Origin of the sequence: Variovorax sp. RCC_210 (genome assembly GCF_041355175.1) — a bacterium.
Lineage (GTDB): Bacteria > Pseudomonadota > Gammaproteobacteria > Burkholderiales > Burkholderiaceae_C > Variovorax.
Genome location: NZ_JBFUPJ010000001.1, coordinates 1,467,738 through 1,487,566, shown reverse-complemented (window position 1 = coordinate 1,487,566; position 19,829 = coordinate 1,467,738). Strand labels below are relative to the sequence as shown.

Here is a 19,829-nt window from a genome sequence, read left to right as displayed (position 1 = left end):
CAAGAGGCATCGCCCCCCGCATGACCACGCCCCAGGACCTGTACCGCCAGAAGCTCGCTTCTCCCGCCGATGCCGTGCGCCAGGTGCGCAACGGCGACATGATCGTCGTGCCCACGGGCGTCGGCGAGCCGCCCACGCTGCTCGCGGCGCTGTCGGAGCAGCGGCGCGATTTTCGCGACGTGAAGGTCGCGCAGATCCTGGCGATGCGCAAGTACGCCTACATCGACCCCGAGACCGTGGAGCATGTGCGCCATGTGGCGCTGTTCTTCGGCGGCGCCACGCGCGCGGGCGGGCAGCAGGGCTGGATCGACTTCCTGCCCAACTACTTCTCCGAGATTCCGTCGCAGATCGAGCGCGGGCAGATCCCGGCCGACGTGGTCTTCAGCATGGCCTCGCCGATGGACGCGCACGGCTACTTCGCGCTGAGCCTGGGCGCGGACTACACCATGGCGGCCGTTGCGAAGGCTCGCGCGGTGGTGCTCGAGGTGAACCCCAACGTGCCCTTTGCGCACGGCGCCTGCCATGTGCACGTGTCGCAGGTGGCGGCGCTGGTGGAAAACGAGGCGCCGGTGATGGAGGTCGGCCTGCCGAAGATCGGCGTGGTTCAGGAGGCCATCGGCAAGTACGTGGCCGACCTGATCGACGACGGCTCCACGCTGCAGATCGGCTACGGCGGCATTCCCGACGCGGTGGTGATGCAGCTCACGGGCAAGCACGACCTGGGCATCCACACCGAGATGATCGGCGACGGCATTCTCACGCTGGTGGAAAGCGGCGCGGTCACCAACCGGCGCAAGAACTACCTGCCGGGCAAGTCGATTGCCACCTTTGCGCTGGGCTCCAGCAAGCTCTACCGCTACATGGACCGCAACCCGTCGCTGGAAATGCACCCGGTCAATTTCACCAACGACCCGGCGCTGGCGGGGCTGAACGACAACCTCGTCGCCATCAACGCGACGATGCAGATCGACCTGATGGGGCAGTGCGGCTCCGAGAGCCTGGGCTACGCGCCGTACTCGGGCACGGGCGGGCAGTCGGACTTCGTGCGGGCGGCCAACCGCTCGCGCGGCGGCAAGGCCTTCATCGTGCTGCCCTCGACCGCCAAGGACGACACCATTTCGCGCATCGTGCCCTCGCTGTCGCCCGGCACGCACGTGAGCACGAGCAAGAACGACATCAACTACGTGGTGACCGAGTACGGCGTGGCGCAGCTGCGCGGCAAGTCGGCCAAGCAGCGGGCGCGCGAGCTGATCGGCATCGCGCACCCGGCCTTCCGGGCCGAGCTGACGGAGCAGGCCGGGCGGCTGAAGCTGCTGTGAGCCCAGGCTTGGGCTTGGGCCTGGGCCGCGCCGGTCAGCCGGCCTTGGCCGCCTTCACCAGCGAAGGCGTGGCCTTGTAGCTCTCGGGAAACAGCTTCTTCAGGTCGTCGATCTTCGGCATGTCGTTGATCGCGATGTACGGCTGGCTCGGGTGCAGCGTGAGGTAGTCCTGGTGGTAGTCCTCGGCCGCGAAGAAGGGCTTGGCGGTCTCGATGGTGGTCGCCAACGGCTTGCCGAAGGTCTTGGCCGCGTTGAGCTGGGCGATGTAGGCGGTGGCGATGCGGGCCTGCTCGGCGTTCTCCGCGAACACGGTGGAGCGGTACTGGGTGCCGCTGTCGGGGCCCTGGCGGTTCAGCTCGGTGGGGTCGTGCGCCACCGAGAAATAGATCTGCAGCAGCTTGCCGTAGCTGACCTGCTGCGGGTCGTAGGTGATGCGCACCGATTCGGCATGGCCGGTGCGGCCGGAGCCCACTTCGTCGTAGCGCGCCGTCTTGGCGTCGCCGCCGGCGTAGCCCGACACGGCATTGCTCACGCCCTTCACGCGCTGGAACACGCCCTGCACCCCCCAGAAGCAGCCGCCGGCGAACACGGCGGTCTCGGTCTTGGCGGTGGCGGGCGCCACCAGGTCGGCCGTGGGCGCGGGCACGCGGCGGGCGGTCTCGGCGAACGAGGGCACCGCGTGCCACACCAGGGCCGCGGCGGCCAGCGTGCTGGCTGTGAGTGCGATGGATTTCATAAAGGGTCCTTCGGTTGCTTGGAGTGGCAGTGAAAAGCGGGTTGGCGCGACATTGACGCTGAAACTGCCGGGCGTCAATGCCGTGGGCGGGACGCTTACTTCTTCATCTCGTCCTTGCCCATGCTGTCTTTCTTCATGGCGTCCTTGGACATGGAGTCTTTCGCCATGCCGTCCTTGGCCATGGAATCCTTCTTCATGCCGTCCTTCGACATGGAGTCCTTGGCCATGCTGTCTTTCTTCATGCCGTCCTTGGACATGGAGTCTTTCGCCATGCCGTCTTTGGCCATGCTGTCCTTCGACATCGAGTCCGCGGCAAAGGCCGAGGCGCCGGCAAAGGCCATGCAGGTTGCGAGCAGGGTTGCGGTGAGCTTGTTCATTGGGAGTCCTGGGTTGTGTTTGGATTTCGTTTCAAAGATCGGCCTGGTTACAGCGAACTGAACTTCGGCCTCGCGCTTTCTTCGGCAGTCGAGCGGCTGTGGCGGCCCCTCAGCTCCCTCCGAACCAGTTGTAGCCCTGGTCTTCCCAGTAGCCACCTGTGTAGGTGTTGGTGACGAACATCGCCTTGATGTGCTTCGGGTTCTTGTAGCCAAGCTTGGTCGGCATGCGCAGCTTCATCGGAAAGCCGTACTTCGGCGGCAGCGGCTGGCCGTCGTAGGTCAGCGTGAGCAGCGTCTGCGGGTGCAGGGCGGTGGGCATGTCGATGCTGGTGTAGTAGTCGTCCGCGCACTTGAAGCCGACGTACTTGGCGGTGGTGTCGGCGCCGATGTGGCGCAGAAAGTCGGCAAAGCGCACGCCGCCCCACTTGCCGATGGCGCTCCAGCCTTCCACGCAGATGTGCCGCGTGATCTGGTCGTGCTGCGGCATGGCGCGCAGCTCGGCCAGCGTCCAGGCGTGCCTGTCGGCCACCATGCCGGTCACTTCGAGCTTGTAGCTGGCTTCGTCGACCTCGCGCACTTCGTCTTCGCCGTAGAAGGCGTTGAACGGAAAGGGGCGGGTAATTTCGGCCTCGGTGTAGGTCGGCGCCAGCTGCGTGGGGCTGAAGATCAGGCCCTGTACCTTGTCGTTGAAGCGCGAGATCTTCGTGAGCGCGGCTTCCACTTGCGTGTTGTCGCTGATGCTGCAGCCGGTCAGCAAGGACAGGCCGCCGAGCGTGAACGAGCGTTGCAGGAAGGCGCGGCGCGAAGGCTGGTCGAGCTTCTTCGCGATGAGCGAGCGGGCTTCGTGCAGCACGGCGTCGCCGTCGATGCCGCTCAGCGTGGGGGCTTTGAAGATTTTCATGGGGCGTGTCAGACGTTGGACGAATGCCGGGGAGCGCGGCCGCGCAGCATGGACAGCAGGGTGCGCGGCACCAGCGCCACCATCACCAGGTGCACGACAACGAAGGCCACGATGGCCGCCATCGCGAAGAAGTGGATGCGCCGGGCAAAGTCGTAGCCGCCCAGCAGGTCGCGCAGCACGGGGAACTGCACCGACTTCCACAGCACCAGCCCCGACAGCACGATGACGACCAGGTCGAGCATCACGAACAGGTAGGCCAGCTTCTGCACGCTGTTGTAGTGGCGCGGGTCGGCGTGGGAGAGCTGGCCCTTCAGCGCGGCCAGCGCGTCGTGCAGCACGCCGCGCGGCGTCAGCGGAAAGAACTTGCGCGCCAGCCGGCCGCTGGCGATGTTCATGGCCAAGTACACCAGGCCGTTGAACACCAGCAGCCACATCGCCGCGAAGTGCCACTGCAGCGCGCCGCCGAGCCAGCCGCCGAGCGTGACGACCGTGGGAATGGTGAACGGAAAGAAAGGCGCCGCGTCGTAGATGCGCCAGCCGCTGGACACCAGGATCACCACGGCCAGCGCGTTGAGCCAATGGGTGATGCGCATCCACAGCGGATGGATGGGACGAGAGTCTCGCGGTTCATCCGCTGGTTGATCACCCGGTGCGCGGGCCGGATCGGCAAGGGGGGCGATGGCTGTGCTGTTCATGGAGCGGATTCTTGGGCGCACCCCATGGCCGATTCATCACGCAAAGTTCAATTAATCGTGATAACTCGCCAAGCCGTATCGCAGGACAATCGGCCCCATGGACACCGCCAAACGCGTGCTGATCGTCGAGGACGACGCCCACATCGCCGAACTGCTTCGCATGCACCTGCGCGACGAGGGCTATGCGGTGGAGCACGCCGCCGACGGCCACGCCGGCCTGCGCGAGCTGGAGCGCGGCAACTGGGCCGCGCTGGTGCTCGACCTGATGCTGCCCGGCATCGACGGGCTCGAAATCTGCCGCCGCGCCCGTGCCATGGCGCGCTACACGCCCATCATCATCATCAGCGCGCGCTCGAGCGAGGTGCACCGCATCCTGGGGCTGGAGCTGGGCGCGGACGACTACCTGGCCAAGCCCTTCTCGGTGCTGGAGCTGGTGGCGCGCGTGAAGGCTCTGCTGCGGCGCACCGACGCGCTGGCGCGCAACGCGCGCATGGAGTCGGGCAGCCTCACGCTGGGCAACCTCGACATCGAGCCGCTGGCGCGCGAGGTGCGCCTGGATGGCAAGCCCATCGAGCTCACGCCGCGGGAGTTCGACCTGCTGTACTTCTTTGCACGCAACCCGGGCAAGGTGTTCTCGCGGCTCGACCTGCTCAACCAGGTCTGGGGCTACCAGCACGACGGCTACGAGCACACGGTGAACACGCACATCAACCGGCTGCGCACCAAGGTCGAGGCCGACCCGGCCGAGCCGCGGCGCATTCTCACGGTGTGGGGGCGCGGCTACAAGCTCTCGGCCTCCGCCAGCGGGGAGGAGGCGCCGTGATGGTCTGGGCCAGCCTGTCGCGGCGGCTGTCCGTGGTGTTCGCGGCGCTGCTGCTGGTGTGCTGCGGCGCCTCGGCGTGGCTGCAGGTGCGCTCCAACGGCATGCACGAGCAGGAGGTCATCCAGCGGCTGTCGAGCGGGCTGGCCGCGCACATCGCCGAGAACGCCGAGCTCATGAAGCCCGGCGGCCTGAACCAGGCCGCGGTGAAAGACCTGTTCGACAAGCTGATGGCGGTCAACCCCAGCGTGGAGGTCTACCTGCTGGGACTCGACGGCCGCATCGAGGCGCAGGCCGCGCCGCCGGGCCACCTGAAGCGCGACAGGGTCGAGCTGGGCCCCATCCGCAAGCTGCTGGCCGGGGCGCCGCTGCCCATTGCCGGCGACGACCCGCGCAGCCCCGACGCGCGCAAGGTGTTCAGCGCGGCGCCGCTGCGCATGGGCGATCGCGACGCGGGCTATGTGTACGTGGTGCTGCAGGGCGAGGACCACGACGCGCTGGTGGCCAACGTGGCGGCCGACAACGTGCTGCGCACCACGCTGTGGTCGATGGGGCTGGTGGCGCTGCTCGGCCTGCTGGCCGGGCTGGCCGCGTTCCGCCTCATCACGCGGCCGCTGCGCGAGCTGACCGCCGCGGTGAAGCGCTTCGAGACCGAAGGCATCGCCTCGCTGGAGAGCGAGGCGCCCACGCTGGAGCGCCTGTCGCAGGGCAGCGACGAGATCGCGCAGCTGGGCCAGGCCTTCACGCAGATGACGCGGCGCATCGCCGAGCAGTGGCGCGAGCTGACGCTGCAGGACCAGCAGCGCCGCGAGCTGTTCGCCAACATTTCGCACGACCTGCGCACGCCGCTCACGTCGCTGCACGGCTACCTGGAAACGCTGCTGCTCAAGTCCGGCACGCTCGACGAGGCCGAGCGCCGGCGCTACCTGGAGATTGCGCTGGGCCAGAGCCGCAAGGTCGGGCGGCTCGCGCAGGAGGTGTTCGAGCTGGCGCGGCTCGAATACGGCGTGGTCAAGCCCGAGAAGGAAAACTTTGCGCTCGCCGACCTGGTGCAGGACGTGTTCCAGAAGTTCGAGCTCGCGGCCGAGGCGCGCCACCAGCGCCTGAAGCCCGACATCGCGCCGGGCCTGCCGGTGGTGTCGGCCGACCTCGGCATGATCGAGCGCGTGCTGACCAACCTGCTGGACAACGCCATCCGCCACACGCCCGCGGGCGGCGAGATCGTGGTGCAGCTGCGCCCGGAAAACGCCGGCGTCGCGGTGCAGGTGAGCGACACGGGGCCGGGCATTCCGAATGAATTGCAGAAGGCGCTGTTCATGCGCCCCGTGTTCATGAGCAGCTCGCGCACCGACAGCGCGAGCAGTGGGGGCTTGGGCCTGGTGATCGTCAAGCGCATCCTGCAGCTGCACGGCAGCGACATTCGCCTGGTGCAGCAGCCCGAGCGGGGCGCGGTGTTCCGCTTTCAGCTGGGCGGTGCAGCCGGTGCCTGAGGAGAGGCACCGGCAGCGGCCGCGGCCGCTGCAGTGCGCGCTCAGATCGGTGGCGAGCAGGACAACGGCCCCACTTTCAGCTGGTTGCGCACCGCGGTCACGGTCGCGCTGTCGTCCGTGCCGGTCGCGTTGCGCGTGAACGCGCAGCCGTACAAGTCGTTGCCCACCGTGGCTGGTGTGACCACATCGTCGCCCGCCGGCTTGGCGCCGCCTTGCTCCCACACCACCATGTCGTCGAAGGCTTCTTCCTGTTCCTTGATGGTGAAGTCGCAGTGGGTGATGCCGCGGATCGCGCGCTGCACCAGCCACTGGCTGTTGCCCTTGGCGGCCACGCGCTTGTTGTAGACCTGTTCCATGCTGAAGGGCACGTACAGGTCGCCCAGCGTGTGCAGCGTGACCACCGGGATCTTGAATTCGCCATTGGCCTTGGGAATCCAGCGCAGGCCGTCGGTGCGCAGCCGGTTGGCGTCGGCCACGGCCGTGAGCTTCTGCGCGGCGGCGTTGAGCGCATCGGAGGCGGCGGTGTCGCCGTCGATCTTGTAGGTGAAGCGGTTGGTGTCCAGCGTGCTCTTGTTCAGGATGCCGTTGACGGTGCCGTCGCTGCCGAACACGCCCCACACGGCGGTGAACGAGGCGCCGAGCGTGAGGCCCTGGGTGAACAGAGGGCGCTTGCCGCCGCTCAGGTTCTGCAGGACCGACGCGTACTGCATGCCCAGCGGCGACGTGGGCGTGATGCCGCTCGCGTCGAACTTGCTGAACAACATTCCCGTCACCTGAGTCGCAATGTCCGCCCACTTCGGTGTCGGGTAGGTCGCCCGGCCCGCGAGCGTCTGCGCCGCCACCTGCGCGGCGGCGAAGTAGTCGAACAACTCGGTGTCGCCCACCACGCCGCACATCGGCACGGCGCCGTTGTACTTCACCTTGTGGTTGGCGGTGGCGTAGGCCTCGTCCTCGATGGCCGCGGCGGTGATGTGGCCGCCCATCGAATGGCCGGTGATGTAGACGCGGTCGGGCGCGGCCAGCTCGCGCCCGCCGGCCTTGGCGATGGCGTTGAACTGCAGCGCCAGCGCGTTGGTGTCTTCCACGCCCGCGCGCACGTCGTAGAAGTTCTTGCTGTAGCTCGACGCGGCCCAGGCATAGCCCTGCTGGAGCAGGTGGCGGCGAATGGGCGGCGCGTTGGCCGCGAGCAGGTTGCCTTCGCCGGCATAGCCGTGGGCGTACATCACGAGCTTGCCGTTCCAGTTCTTCGGCACTTCCACCTTGTATTGCGCGCCGCCGAGCATGCCGCTCCAGCGGCTGGTGCCGGCGTAGTCGAAGGTGTCGCCGCCGTCCACCGCCGCCATCGCGGTGAAGGTGGTGGCGCTCGGGTCGGCCGGCGCGAAGGAGGTGCGGGCGTCTTGCAGCCGGGTTTCCTCGGGTGCGGGCGGAGGGGCCACGGCGGGCGGCGGAGGCGCCGGCGGCGCGGGCGGGGCCGGGGGCAGCTGGGCGATGGGCGTGAAGGCAAAACCGTTGTTGTCGCTGCCGCCGCCGCACGAGGCGACAAGAAGGCCGGCGGCCAGGGCAATGAATGTCAGGCGCGTGGAATGCATGGGATGTCTCTCTCCGTTCTTGTGAGTTCTTGGAAGAAAAACCGACGCAGCAAGGCACCCGCAGTCGTTCAGAACGACCGTGCTATTTCACTGGGCCGGCGGCGCAGCGTAGAGGTGTTGCGAGATGTGCCGCTGCGGGATTTCCCGCAACGGCTATCGCCTGCGCGACAGCACGAGGGGGAGCAGGGCGCCGCAGCGGAAGGCGGCTGCAGGAGGAGCGTGGCTGGCGCTTGGCTCGCGCGTCAGTGCGTCAGTTCTTGCGCCGCGTGACCACCACCGTGGCCTCGAGGCCTTCGTAGGCCTCGGCGTCGCCGTACCAGCTGCCCGAGATGGGCGCGGCCTGCGCGGGGTCGCGCGAGACGCCCACGCGAATGAGCTGGCCGCTGCCCATCAGGTTGTTGGTCGGGTCGAAGGCCAGCCAGCCCACGCCGGGCAGGTAGGCCTGCAGCCAGGCGTGCGTGGTGCCGGCGCCGGTCATGGAGTCGCCCTGCGCGGTGGCGGCGTTGTCGAGCGCGGCGTCGTAGATGTAGCCCGAGACGAAGCGCGTGGCGATGCCCAGGCGGCGCGTGGCTTCCATCATTAGCAGGGCGTAGTCGCGGCAGCTGCCGCTGCCCAGCGCCAGCGTCTGCAGGGGCGACTGCGTGCCTTCTTCGTCGCGCGCCTTGTACTCCAGGCTCTGGCCGATGTGCGCGTTCATGCGCGTGAGCACCTCGCGCGTGCTGTTGGGCTTGTCGGTGTGCAGGAACTGGTGGGCCCAGCGAATGAGCGTGCCCTGGCTGTCGTCGTCGTGGTGCGGGCGCAGGTAGTGCTCGAGGTCGAGCCGCTCCTGCAGGGTGTAGGCGAAGGGCAGGAATTCGGCCGCGGGGTCGAGGGCGAGCTGGTCTTGCTGCGCGGGCACGTGCTCGATGGTGAAGGAGCACACGATGCGCAGCTCGGTCGCCTCGCCCATGGGCTGCACCAGCGCCACGGAGTTGGAGTGCGGATCTTGAATGAGCCGGGTGAAGGCCTGCGGGCTCACTTGCAGGTCGGTGGCGAGCACGCGCAGGTCGTGGCTGTCGCGGGGGCGGAACATGACGCGGTGCTGGCCGAAGGTGACCGGGGTGTTGTACCGATAGACGGTGGTGTGCAGGATGTCGTACTGGGTGGCCATGCGGTCCATTCTCACGTTTTCGCGTGGCAAGCGGGGGATTGCGGCGAATTGCAGTGGAGATGACAGGCGTATGCCGCAGAATCGGCGCCCTCCCGGATTCCGGGCTTTCTTTTTTCTTCTGTTTTCGGGAGCGCCATGTACGCCGCCACCTTCATCGTCGCCAAGAAGCAGTTCGACGACGAGTTCCATCGCCTGGACCAGACCATCGCCGAGGCTGCAAAGTCGCTGCCGGGCTATCTCGGGGAAGAGGCGTGGGAGAACACGGGCAACGGGCTGATGTCGAACGTGTACTACTGGGAGTCGCTGGAAAGCCTGCAGGCGCTGATCCAGCACCCGGTGCACCAGCAGGCGAAGGCGGCGCAAGCCAAGTGGCTCGATGGGTACAAGGTGGTGATTTCCGAGGTGGTGCGCACGTATGGGGACGCGCGGATCGACCACCTGCTGGCGGGCTGAGGTCAGGGGTTTCAATTCAGGGCGGCGATCACGCCGAGGGGGTGCCTTGCTCCGCGAATGTCCCCCGCCTTCGGCTCCTCCTTTATTTCGCTGCGCAAGGCACCCCATCGACGTGATCGCTGGGCAGGGCGCTGGCTGATCGGAGCGCGCGTCGGCTGCGCCCGGGGGGGGGGGGGCGCTCAGAGCCGCTGCGTGCTCAGTGCCTTGGCCAACGTGGCCGGCAAGGGGAGGGGCTCCGCGTGCCATTGCGCCGCGAGCAATTCGGCGCACAAGGCCGCGAAGCTGAGGCCGCGGGAGCCCAGGGCGGTGCACACCCACAGGCCTGGGCCGTCCGGGGCGTCCGGGGCGATGGCACCGACCAGCGGGCGGCGGTCGCCCGAGGCGCAGCGGATGCCTACCCAGGTGTTGGCTTCGGCCTGTTCCAGCGCGGAGGCCGCAGCCGGGTGCAGTCGCGCCAGGCGTTCGCGGTTGGCGTCCGCATCTTCCTGCGTGGGGGCCAGGCTGGTGCTGTCGCGGTCGAAGGTCGCGCCCGCGAGCCAGATGGGGGTGCCTTCGTCGTGCGGCACATGGGCGACCAGGTGACCGTCGCCGTTGAGGGGCGTGGCGGGCAGGTTCACGTCGGCGGGCATCGGGCCCCACGCGACCTGGCCGCGCACGGGCTGCAGGGGCAGGTTCGCTGCGAAGGCGCCTGATTCGAACCCGGCGCAGGCGACCACGCGGTCTGCGTCCGCCAGCAATTCGCCCGCTGGGTCGAGCAACTGCCAGCCGTTTGAACCTTGCGCCACCCGCACCACCCGCGCCACCCGGCAACCGCCACGAAACTCGACACCCGGCTGCCGCAGCCACGCGGCGATCAGCCGGTGCGGCCGCACCCAGGCGGCGCGTTGGTGCCAGAGCGCGGGTGCGTCGCCGGGCAGGCCGACCGCGGCGAGCTGCTCGGGCGTCGCGGGCCACGATTCGTTGGGGCCGTCGCTGCGCCAGCCTGCGGGCACGCGCACGTCCCCATCGGGCCGGCGCTCCAGCACGCCGCTGGCGCGCCAGTCGTGGCCTTCTTCCAGCAGCCGCGCCAGCTCGCCCCAGGTGGCGCGGATGCCGGCCCGGGTCAAGCGCGACAGCAAGGCGTCGTCGGGCGACACATGCGGCGCGAGCATGCCGACCGGCAAGCCCGACGCGCCGGAGGCCGGCCAGTCCGCCGCGTCCAGCACCGTGACCTGCCAGCCGCGCCGCGCAAGGCTGGCGGCCACGGCTGCGCCGGCCATTCCCGCGCCGATCACCGCGCAGCGGCCGGGCGTTTCGACGCGCTGCGGCACCGGCTCCCGGCGCCGCACGGTCCACGCGGGTGCGAACACGCCGCGCAGGCAATCGCGCTTGGGAGGCAGGCCCGGGTCTTTCTCTGTCGCGAAGCCGAACTGCGTCAGCGCATCGCGGATCGCCCGCGCGATGGTCCAGGTGGCGACGCGCGTGCCTTGCCGGGCGAAGCGCGACATGGCCTTCAGCGTGTCTTCGGACCACATCGCCGGGTTCTGCTGGGGGCTGAAGCCGTCGAGGAAGATGCTGTCGGCCTCGAAACGCTGCGCGCGCAGCATCGGCTGCACGTCGCCGACGCACAGGGTAAGCAGCACGCGGCCCTCGTCGAACGACAGCCGGTGAAAGCCGGGCAGCAGGCCGTGCCATTGCGCGGCCAGGTCGCGCGCCAACGGCGCGAGCTCGGGGTAGGCCTCGGCGGCGCGCAGCAGGTCGGCCGCCGACACCGGGTGGGCCTCGACGGAAACGAAATGCAGCATGCGCGGCCGCCCGGGGTCCGAGCGCCACGCTTGCCAGGTGGTCAGGAAGTTGAGTCCCAGCCCGAAGCCGGTTTCGAGAACCAGCCATTGCGGCTGTCCGGCCCACGCCTGCGGCAGGCCGCAGCCGCGCAGGAACACGTGGCGTGCCTGCGCGAGTGCGCCGGTTTCGGTGTGGTAGATGTCGTCGAAGCGTTCGCTGCGGGGCACGCCGTCGGCGCGCCAGGTCACCGGCTCAGCGGTCACGGCCGAGCCGGGCGCTCAGGCGGCAGGCGGGGGCACGTAGCCCTGTGCCACGTCGGCGCCTTCGCCGAAGAAGTGCTTTTCCATCTGGCGCGCCAGGTACTGGCGGGCGCGCAGGTCGGCCAGGTTGAGCCGGTTTTCATTGACCAGCATCGTCTGCTGCTTGAGCCAGGCGGCCCAGGCCTCCTTGCTCACGTTTTCCCAAAGGCGCTTGCCCAGGTCACCTGGATAGGGCGGGAAGTCGAGCCCTTCGGCCTCTTTGCCGAGCTTGATGCACTGAACCATGCGTGCCATTTCTGATTGCCTTTGAACGGGAAAAGTGGGGTAAGCGGGTGCTTAGTTGATTTAGCTATTTAGAACTGAAAACTTGGTCGTTCCAGTTTCTATATGCCTTATTGAGAATGCACAGCTTCATCGATATGCCTTTTTAGAGCAAGACACCATGAGCATTCGCCGCGACTTTATCAAGCTTTCCCTGGGTGCCGGCGTGGCCGGTGCTTTGGCCCTGTCGGCATTGCCGACGTTCGCGCAGGGCGCAGCCGCGGCCAACAAGGGTCCGGTCACGCTGCTGAACGTGTCGTACGACCCGACGCGCGAGCTGTACGTGGACTACAACCAGGCCTTCGCCAAGTACTGGAAGGCCAAGACCGGCCAGGAAGTGACGATCAAGCAGTCGCACGGCGGCTCGGGCAAGCAGGCCCGCTCGATCATCGACGGCATCGACGCCGACGTGGCCACGCTGGCGCTCGGCGGCGACGTCGACGCGCTCGTCACGCACGGCGGCCTGGTCAAGCCCGACTGGCAAAAGCGCCTGCCGCACAACTCCGCGCCCTACACCTCGACCATCGTGTTCCTGGTCAAGAAGGGCAACCCCAAGGGCCTGAAGGACTGGGACGACCTGGTCAAGCCCGGCGTGCAGGTGATCACTCCCAACCCCAAGACCTCGGGCGGCGCCCGCTGGAACTACCTGGCCGCCTGGGAATTCGCCAAGCGCAAGTACGGTGGCGACGCCAAGGCCAAGGAATACATCGGCAACCTGTTCAAGAACGTGCCCGTGCTGGACACCGGCGCGCGCGGCTCCACCATCACCTTCGTGCAGCGCGGCGTGGGCGACGTGCTGCTGGCCTGGGAAAACGAAGCCTTCCTGGCGCTGAAGGAATTCGGCCCCGAGAAGTTCGAGATCGTGGTGCCTTCCATCTCCATCCTGGCCGAGCCCAGCGTGGCCGTGGTCGACAAGGTGGTCGACAAGAAGGGCACGCGCGCCGTGGCCGAGGAATACCTGAAGTACCTGTACTCCGACGAAGGCCAGGACATTGCCGGCCGCAACTTCTATCGCCCGACCTCGGACACGGCCAAGGCCAAGTACGACAAGCAGTTCCCCAAGCTCACGCTGGTGACCATCGACGGCGCCTTCGGCGGCTGGGCCAAGGCCGACAAGGAGCACTTTGCCGACGGCGGTTCCTTCGACCAGATCTACGCCCCCAAGCAAAAGTAAAAACGCCGTGTCCGTTCTCCTGATTGCCGGCAGCCCCTCCGCGCCCTCGCGTTCCACCGCCTTGCTCGAGGCGGTGGGCGAGCGGTTGGCGAGCCGCCATGCGCGCATCGAGCGCCTCTGGATCCGCGACCTCCCGGCGCAGGCGCTGGTGCTGGCCGACTGGAACCATCCGGCCATCGTCGCGGCCATCGCCAAGGTGACCGAGGCGCGTGCCATCGTGGTGGCCACGCCGGTCTACAAGGCGGCCTACAGCGGCGTGCTGAAGGTGTTTCTCGACCTGCTCGCGCAGAACGCGCTCAAGGGCAAGACGGTGCTTCCGCTGGCCACCGGCGGCAGCCCGCACCACATGCTCGCGCTCGACTACGCGCTGCGGCCCGTGCTGCAGTCGCTGTCGGCGCGCCACATCCTGCCGGGCGTGTACGCCAGCGATTCGCAGATCACGCTGACGCCCGAGAACGCCTACCAGGTGCATCCCGACCTGGCCGAGCGCCTGAACGAGGCCGTCGAGGTGCTCGCCACCGAGGGGCTGAAGCTGCCCCCGGCACACGGTTTCGAGTCCGTGCCTTTCTCGCGCGTGCGATGTAGCGTCTGACGCCGGGGCTCCGCGCGAGCCCGGCTTTTTTCAGACCCCCCGTTCTCCTTCCCGCTTTGCCTGAAAACCGCCTGTGCGCGGTGCGGGAAAGCTGTTGCCCGAAATTTCTTCAGACCAAGGAATTCACGCATGAACCCCGTCGCCACCGAGGACTCCGTGCTCGACATATCGCCGCGCTCCTTCCTGCGCGGCCTGCGCGACCTGCTGGTCAGCGCCATCGTGGTCGCGGCCATCGCGCTGATCGTGAGCTTCGTTTCCGCCGCCTCCGCCCATGCCCAGGCGCCCGCGCAGGGCAAGGCCCAGGGCGAGCTGCGCATCGGCTACCAGAAGTCGGCCAGCCTGTTCGTGCTGCAGAAGGCGCAGGGCTCGCTGGAGAAGCGGCTCGCGCCGCTGGGCTTCGGAGTGAAGTGGGTCGAGTTTCCGGCGGGGCCGCAGTTGCTCGAAGGGCTGAACGTGGGCGCGGTCGACGTGGGCTTCGTCGGCGAGGCGCCGCCCATCTTCGCGCAGGCTGCCGGTGCGAAGTTCGTCTACTTCGGCTTCGACCCGGCCGCGCCGCGCGCCGAAGCGATCCTGGTCACCAAGGACTCGCCCATCCAGTCGGTCGCCGACCTCAAGGGCAAGAAGGTTGCGCTCAACAAGGGCAGCAACGTGCACTACCTGCTCGTGAAGCAGCTCGAGAAAAACGGCCTGAAGCTCTCCGACATCCAGCCCGTGTACCTGGCCCCCGCGGACGGCCGCGCCGCCTTCGAGAGCAAGAACGTCGACGCCTGGGTGATCTGGGACCCGTTCCAGGCCGCGGCCGAGAAGGCGACCGGCGCGCGCGTGCTGGCCGATGGCACGAGTGGAACGAGTGGCACGAACGGCACGAACGGCACGAACGGCACGGGCGGCACCGCCGACGTCGTCAACAACTATCAGTACTACCTGGGCGAGCGCGCCTTCGTGAAGAACAACCCGAAGGTGATCGATGCGCTGTTCGCCGACTCGGTGGCGCAGGGCATCTGGCTGAAGAAGAACCTGCGCCAGGCGGCCGAGCTGATCGCGCCGCTGCAGGGCCTGCCGGTGGACGTGGTCGAGCTGGCGCTGCGCCGCTACGAATTCAACGTGAAGCCCATCACGCCGGCCGTCGCGGCCGACCAGCAAAAGATCGCCGACACCTTCTACGCGCTGAAGCTCATTCCCAAGCCCATCAAGGTCAGCGACGCCGTGGTCGCGGCCCAGCCCTGATCCGGCCCCGCCGGTCGCCACCCCTTCCAAGTCTTCGACTCCCACACCGAGCCGCACACCATGACCCGCATTTCCATTCCCCGCCGCCGCCTGATCCAGGGCGCCGCCGCCGCCATTGCACTGCCGTCGTTCGCCGCGCTGGCCCAGGCGCCCGCGCGCCAGTTCCGCATCGGCAACCAGAAGGGCTACCTCACGCTGCTCAAGGGCCGCGGCACGCTCGAAAAGCGGCTGGCGCCGCTGGGCGTGAGCGTGAAGTGGACCGAGTTCACGGCCGGCCCGGTGCAGCTGGAGGCGCTGAACGTCGGCTCCATCGACTTCGGCGACGTGGGCGAAGCGCCACCCATCTTCGCGCAGGCCGCCGGCGCGCCGCTGGCCTACGTGGGCGCGACCGTGCAGCGCCCGCAGTCCGAAGCGGTGCTGGTGCCCAAGGGCTCCGCCATCAAGAGCGTGACCGACCTGAAGGGCAAGAAGATCGCGCTCAACAAGGGCTCGAACGTTCATTACTTCATCGTCAAGCTGTTCGAGAAGCACGGCCTGCCGTACAGCGACCTGAACCTGGTCTACCTGCCGCCAGCCGACGCGCGCGCCGCCTTCGAGAAGGGCTCGGTCGACGCCTGGGTCATCTGGGACCCGTTCCTGGCCGCCGCGGAAAAGACGCTGGACGCCCGCGTGCTCGCCGACGCGACCGGCGTGGTGGGCAACCGCGCGTACTACTTCTCGTCGCTCGACTACGTGGCGAAGAACGCCGACGTGCTGGCCATTGCCATCGAGGAGCTCAACAAGATCGACGTCTGGGGCGCCGCCAACAAGGGCGAACTGGCCGGCGAGCTGGCCACGCTCTGGGGCCTGCCCAAGCCGGTGGCCGAGCTGTCGGTCAACCGCTCGGCCTACGGCACCACGCCGATCACCAAGGCCATCCTGGGCGAGCAGCAAAAAATTGCCGACACCTTCTTCGAACTGAAGCTGATCCCCAAGAAGATCAACGTGCTCGAAGCCGCCGGCGCAGGGGTGGCGTGATGCAGATCTTCTGGTTCCTGCCCACGCACGGCGACAGCCGCTACCTCGGCACCAGCGAAGGCGCCCGCGCGGTCGACCTCGACTACCTGCAGCAGATTGCCGGCGCGGCCGACCACCTGGGCTACGAAGGCGTGCTCATTCCCACCGGCCGCTCGTGCGAAGACCCGTGGGTGATCGCGTCCAGCCTGATCGGCTCCACCAAGAAGCTCAAGTTCCTGGTCGCCGTGCGACCCGGACTGCACCAGCCCAGCCTGGCCGCGCGCATGGCCGCGACCTTCGACCGGCTCTCGGGCGGGCGGCTGCTGGTGAACCTGGTCACCGGCGGCGACCAGGCCGAGCTGGAGGGCGACGGCGTGTACCTCGACCATGCCTCGCGCTACGAGCAGTCGGCCGAGTTCATCCGCATCTGGCGCGAGATCATCGCGCGCGGGCACGAGGGACAGAGCTTCGACTTCGAGGGCAAGCACCTGAGCGTGAAGGGCGCCAAGCTGCTGTACCCCTCGGTGCAGAAGCCGCATCCGCCCGTGTGGTTCGGCGGCTCGTCGGCGCCGGCGCACGAGCTGGCCGCCGAGCAGGTCGATGCGTACCTCACCTGGGGCGAGCCGCCCGCCGAGGTGGCCAAGAAGATCGCCGACGTGCGCGCGCGCGCCGAGGCCCGGGGCCGCACGGTGGAGTTCGGCATTCGCCTGCACGTGATCGTGCGCGAGACCGAAGACGCCGCCTGGAAGGCCGCCGAAGAGCTCATCAGCCGCGTGGACGACGAGACCGTGGTGCGCGCGCAGGCCGTGTTCGCGCGCATGGACTCCGAAGGCCAGCGCCGCATGGCCGCGCTGCACGCGGGCGGCGCCAAGCGCTCGCGCGCCGACCTGGAGATTTCACCCAACCTGTGGGCCGGCGTGGGCCTGGTGCGCGGCGGCGCCGGCACCGCGCTGGTGGGCGACCCGAAGACGGTGGCCGCGCGCATCGAGGAGTACGCGGCGCTGGGGCTGGGCAAGTTCATCCTGTCGGGCTACCCGCATCTGGAAGAGGCCTACCGCTTCGCCGAGCTGGTGTTCCCGCTGCTGTCGCGCAAGGCGAAGACCCAGCTGGCGGGCGGATCGCTGAGCGGGCCGTTCGGCGAGGTGGTGGCCAACCTCGATGCGCCGTCGCGCCTCGTTTCCCAAAGCTGAAGGGCTCCCATGACCGAACAAGTGCAGGAACTGCCGGCCGTGACGTCCGTCGCGCCCAAAGAGAGCACCAAGAACATCGAGAGCACCGGCAACGCCTTCAGGAACTTCGCCGTCGGCGTGGCCCACCGGCTGGTGCCTTGGCTGGTGCCGGTCGGGCTCATCGTGTTCTGGCAGGTGGCGTCGTCGCTGGGCTGGCTCAGCACGCGCGTGCTGCCGGCGCCCATCGACGTGATCAAGGCCGCGTGGACGCTCACGGCCTCCGGCGAGCTGTGGACGCACGTGAAGGTGAGCGCGGGCCGCGCGCTGGCGGGGCTGGCCATCGGCGGCGGCGCCGGGCTGGCGCTGGGCCTGCTCACGGGCTCGGTGAAGTTCGCCGAGACGCTGCTCGACTCCACCATCCAGATGGTGCGCAACATTCCGGCGCTGGCGCTCATTCCGCTGGTGATCCTGTGGTTCGGCATCGACGAGTCGGCCAAGCTGTTCCTCATCTCGGTGTCGGTGTTCTTCCCGATCTACCTGAACACCTTCCACGGCATTCGCAACGTCGACCCGCAGCTCATCGAGATGGGCCGCACCTACGGCCTGACGCGCTGGCAGCTGTACCGCGAGGTGATCCTGCCGGGCGCGCTGTCGTCCATCCTGGTGGGGCTGCGCTTTTCGCTGGGGCTGATGTGGGTGATCCTGATCGTGGCGGAAACCATCTCGGCGCAGGCCGGCATCGGCTACCTCACGATGAACGCCCGCGAGTTCCTGCAGACCGACATCGTGCTGGTCGGCATCCTGCTGTACGCGCTGCTCGGCAAGCTGGCCGACCTGTTCGCGCGCGGCCTGGAGCAATGGTGGCTGCGCTGGCACCCCGGCTACCAGAAGAAGCCGAAGTGAGGGCACGGGCATGACGAACTTCGACTTCAAGCTGTCCCGCCGCGCCGCCATCGCCACGCTGGGTGCGCTCGGCGCCACGGCGGCCGGCACGGCCACTTCGGTCTTTGCGCAGGGCACGCCGGCGCGCACTTCGACCGTGCGCATCGGCTACCAGAAATCTTCCACGCTGATCGCCGTGCTGAAGGTGCAGGGCGCGCTCGAAAAGCAGCTCGCGCCGCTCAACGTGAACGTGAGCTGGCACGAGTTCACCAGCGGCCTGCCGCTGCTGGAGGCGCTGAACCTGGACAACCTCGACATCAGCGCCGACGTGGCCGACACCGTGCCCGTGTTCGCGCAGGCCGCCGGCGCCGACCTGACCTTCATCGCGCAAGAGGCGCCGTCGCCCGCCGCGCAGGCGATCGTGGTGCGCGAAGACTCGCCGCTGAAGACCGTGGCCGACCTGAAGGGCAAGAAGGTCGGCTTCGCCAAGGCGGCCGGCGCGCACTACCTGCTGATTGCCGCGCTGGAAAAGGCCGGCCTGTCGTTCAAGGACATCACGCCCGCGTACCTCACGCCCGCCGACGGCCGCGCCGCCTTCGAGAAGGGCGCCATCGACGCGTGGGTGGTGTGGGACCCGTTCCTGGCCGCCGCGCAGCGCCAGTCGAACGTGCGCGTGCTGGCCGACGGCGCGGGCATCGCGTCTTACCAGCGCTACTACCTGGCGAGCACCAAGTTCGCGAAGGCGCGGCCCGATGTGCTGCGCGTGGTCTACGCCGAGCTCGAAAAGACCGGCAAGTGGGTCAAGCAAAGCCCGAAGGATGCCGCCGCGCTGCTCGCGCCCGTGTGGGGGCTGGACGCCGCCACCATCGAGCAGGCCAACGCCCGCCGCAGCTACGCGGTGCGCCCGGTGGTGCCCGAAGGCCTGGGCGAACAGCAGCGCATCGCCGATGCCTTCTTCGCCGAGAAGCTGCTGCCGAAAAAAATCGATGCGCTGAACGTGGCGCTGTTCAAGCCGGGAGCCTGAGACCATGAGTGCCGCACTGAAAGACATCCAACCCCAGGCCCAGGCCCAAGGTCACCCGCAAGCCATTGCCGGCGGCGTCCGCCTGGAGGCCCGCGGCCTGCACAAGCGCTACGGCGCGCGCGAGGTGCTGCGCAACACGCGCCTGACCATCGAGCCGGGCCAGTTCATCGCCATCGTCGGGCGCAGCGGCTGCGGCAAGAGCACGCTGCTGCGGCTCATCGCGGGGCTCGAGGAGCCGAGCGACGGCGGCCTCTACACCGACGGGCGCGCCGTGCACGGCCTGCACGACGACACCCGCATCATGTTCCAGGAGGCGCGCCTGCTGCCCTGGCGCCGGGTGCTCGACAACGTGACGCTGGGCCTGCCCGCCGACGCCAAGGCGCGCGGCAAGGAAGTGCTGGCGCACGTGGGCCTGGCCGACCGCGAGAACGAATGGCCGGCGCGCCTGTCGGGCGGCCAGCGCCAGCGCGTGGCCCTGGCGCGCGCGCTGGTGCACCACCCGCGGCTGCTGCTGCTGGACGAGCCGCTGGGCGCGCTCGACGCGCTCACCCGCATCGAGATGCACCGCCTCATCGAGAACCTGTGGCAGCGCCACCGCTTCACCGCGCTGCTGGTGACGCACGACGTGCAGGAGGCCGTGGCGCTGGCCGACCGCGTGATCCTGATCGAAGACGGGCGCATCGCGCTCGACGAGAACATCGCGCTGGCCCGCCCGCGCTCGCAGGGCGACCCGGCCTTCGCGGCCATTGAAAAACGAATCCTCGACAGGGTGCTGCAGAAGCCGGAAGACACCGCGCCAGAGAGCACCGACGCAAGCTGGCTCAACACCCCCGCGCACGCGCTGCGCTGGGCGATCTGAGCGTCTTCATCCCTTCGCCAAGTTTGGCCAT

The 19,829-nt window shown here is 68.4% G+C and carries 20 protein-coding genes; 12 read left to right on the top strand and 8 right to left on the bottom strand.

Annotated elements, in window-relative coordinates; genetic code table 11:
* The first annotated feature begins 20 nt into the window (after nt 1-20).
* The gene (locus AB6807_RS07015; protein ID WP_371084004.1) at nt 21-1,319 is read left to right on the top strand and encodes an acetyl-CoA hydrolase/transferase family protein; all 1,299 of its coding nucleotides are present in this window, start codon (nt 21-23) and stop codon (nt 1,317-1,319) included.
* A gap of 34 nt (nt 1,320-1,353) precedes the next feature.
* Here AB6807_RS07015 and msrA read toward each other — a convergent pair whose 3' ends face one another.
* From msrA to AB6807_RS06995, 4 genes are all read right to left on the bottom strand, one after another.
* Nucleotides 1,354-2,055 carry a peptide-methionine (S)-S-oxide reductase MsrA gene (gene msrA, locus AB6807_RS07010; RefSeq protein WP_116907495.1) on the bottom strand — a complete coding sequence of 234 codons (702 nt, stop codon included), beginning with the start codon at nt 2,053-2,055 and terminating at the stop codon, nt 1,354-1,356.
* 95 nt (nt 2,056-2,150) lie between these two features.
* Entirely contained in the window at nt 2,151-2,432 is a 282-nt protein-coding gene (locus AB6807_RS07005; RefSeq protein ID WP_371084003.1) for a pentapeptide MXKDX repeat protein, read from the bottom strand.
* A 109-nt stretch (nt 2,433-2,541) separates the two neighbouring features.
* Nucleotides 2,542-3,333: a molybdopterin-dependent oxidoreductase gene (locus tag AB6807_RS07000; RefSeq protein ID WP_116907497.1), complete on the bottom strand. Its 792-nt coding sequence runs from the start codon at nt 3,331-3,333 to the stop codon at nt 2,542-2,544.
* An 8-nt stretch (nt 3,334-3,341) separates the two neighbouring features.
* The gene (locus tag AB6807_RS06995; RefSeq protein ID WP_371084002.1) at nt 3,342-4,028 is read right to left on the bottom strand and encodes a cytochrome b/b6 domain-containing protein; all 687 of its coding nucleotides are present in this window, start codon (nt 4,026-4,028) and stop codon (nt 3,342-3,344) included.
* A gap of 97 nt (nt 4,029-4,125) precedes the next feature.
* Between AB6807_RS06995 and AB6807_RS06990 the strand changes: the two genes are divergently transcribed.
* Nucleotides 4,126-4,851 (top strand): response regulator transcription factor, encoded by a 726-nt coding sequence (locus AB6807_RS06990; RefSeq protein WP_371084001.1) that lies wholly within the window; start codon nt 4,126-4,128, stop codon nt 4,849-4,851.
* Complete coding sequence (locus tag AB6807_RS06985) at nt 4,851-6,338, top strand: ATP-binding protein (RefSeq protein ID WP_371084000.1); 1,488 nt, start codon at nt 4,851-4,853, stop codon at nt 6,336-6,338. The genes AB6807_RS06990 and AB6807_RS06985 overlap by 1 nt, the downstream gene beginning before the upstream one ends.
* A 41-nt stretch (nt 6,339-6,379) precedes the next feature.
* Here the strand turns inward: AB6807_RS06985 and AB6807_RS06980 are convergent, their stop codons facing one another.
* Both AB6807_RS06980 and AB6807_RS06975 read right to left on the bottom strand, forming a co-directional pair.
* A complete protein-coding gene (locus AB6807_RS06980) occupies nt 6,380-7,927 on the bottom strand; it encodes an alpha/beta hydrolase family protein (RefSeq protein WP_371083999.1) in 1,548 nt (515 codons plus the stop codon).
* Between the two features lie 250 nt (nt 7,928-8,177).
* Nucleotides 8,178-9,077 carry a transglutaminase N-terminal domain-containing protein gene (locus tag AB6807_RS06975; RefSeq protein WP_371083998.1) on the bottom strand — a complete coding sequence of 300 codons (900 nt, stop codon included), beginning with the start codon at nt 9,075-9,077 and terminating at the stop codon, nt 8,178-8,180.
* Nucleotides 9,078-9,212: 135 nt separating this feature from the next.
* Here AB6807_RS06975 and AB6807_RS06970 point away from each other — a divergent pair, with 135 nt between their 5' ends.
* Nucleotides 9,213-9,530, top strand: coding sequence for an antibiotic biosynthesis monooxygenase (locus AB6807_RS06970; protein WP_371083997.1), 318 nt, complete (start codon nt 9,213-9,215; stop codon nt 9,528-9,530).
* A gap of 179 nt (nt 9,531-9,709) precedes the next feature.
* Here the strand turns inward: AB6807_RS06970 and mnmC are convergent, their stop codons facing one another.
* Complete coding sequence (mnmC, locus tag AB6807_RS06965) at nt 9,710-11,557, bottom strand: FAD-dependent 5-carboxymethylaminomethyl-2-thiouridine(34) oxidoreductase MnmC (protein ID WP_371083996.1); 1,848 nt, start codon at nt 11,555-11,557, stop codon at nt 9,710-9,712.
* A 15-nt stretch (nt 11,558-11,572) separates the two neighbouring features.
* Nucleotides 11,573-11,848 (bottom strand): oxidative damage protection protein, encoded by a 276-nt coding sequence (locus AB6807_RS06960; RefSeq protein WP_013541095.1) that lies wholly within the window; start codon nt 11,846-11,848, stop codon nt 11,573-11,575.
* A gap of 148 nt (nt 11,849-11,996) precedes the next feature.
* Between AB6807_RS06960 and AB6807_RS06955 the strand changes: the two genes are divergently transcribed.
* From AB6807_RS06955 to AB6807_RS06920, 8 genes are all read left to right on the top strand, one after another.
* A complete protein-coding gene (locus AB6807_RS06955; protein WP_371083995.1) occupies nt 11,997-13,049 on the top strand; it encodes a sulfate ABC transporter substrate-binding protein in 1,053 nt (350 codons plus the stop codon).
* Between the two features lie 7 nt (nt 13,050-13,056).
* Nucleotides 13,057-13,641, top strand: coding sequence for an NADPH-dependent FMN reductase (gene ssuE / locus AB6807_RS06950; protein ID WP_371083994.1), 585 nt, complete (start codon nt 13,057-13,059; stop codon nt 13,639-13,641).
* A 129-nt stretch (nt 13,642-13,770) separates the two neighbouring features.
* Complete coding sequence (locus AB6807_RS06945; RefSeq protein ID WP_371083993.1) at nt 13,771-14,868, top strand: sulfonate ABC transporter substrate-binding protein; 1,098 nt, start codon at nt 13,771-13,773, stop codon at nt 14,866-14,868.
* A 60-nt stretch (nt 14,869-14,928) separates the two neighbouring features.
* Nucleotides 14,929-15,885, top strand: a complete 957-nt coding sequence (locus AB6807_RS06940; protein WP_371083992.1) for a sulfonate ABC transporter substrate-binding protein — start codon at nt 14,929-14,931, stop codon at nt 15,883-15,885.
* Nucleotides 15,885-17,054, top strand: coding sequence for an FMNH2-dependent alkanesulfonate monooxygenase (gene ssuD, locus AB6807_RS06935; protein ID WP_371083991.1), 1,170 nt, complete (start codon nt 15,885-15,887; stop codon nt 17,052-17,054). The genes AB6807_RS06940 and ssuD overlap by 1 nt, the downstream gene beginning before the upstream one ends.
* Nucleotides 17,055-17,063: 9 nt before the next feature.
* Nucleotides 17,064-17,936: an aliphatic sulfonate ABC transporter permease SsuC gene (gene ssuC, locus AB6807_RS06930; RefSeq protein WP_371083990.1), complete on the top strand. Its 873-nt coding sequence runs from the start codon at nt 17,064-17,066 to the stop codon at nt 17,934-17,936.
* A 10-nt stretch (nt 17,937-17,946) separates the two neighbouring features.
* Nucleotides 17,947-18,939: an aliphatic sulfonate ABC transporter substrate-binding protein gene (locus AB6807_RS06925; protein WP_371083989.1), complete on the top strand. Its 993-nt coding sequence runs from the start codon at nt 17,947-17,949 to the stop codon at nt 18,937-18,939.
* Between the two features lie 4 nt (nt 18,940-18,943).
* A complete protein-coding gene (locus tag AB6807_RS06920) occupies nt 18,944-19,798 on the top strand; it encodes an ATP-binding cassette domain-containing protein (protein WP_116907512.1) in 855 nt (284 codons plus the stop codon).
* Nucleotides 19,799-19,829 lie beyond the last annotated feature (31 nt).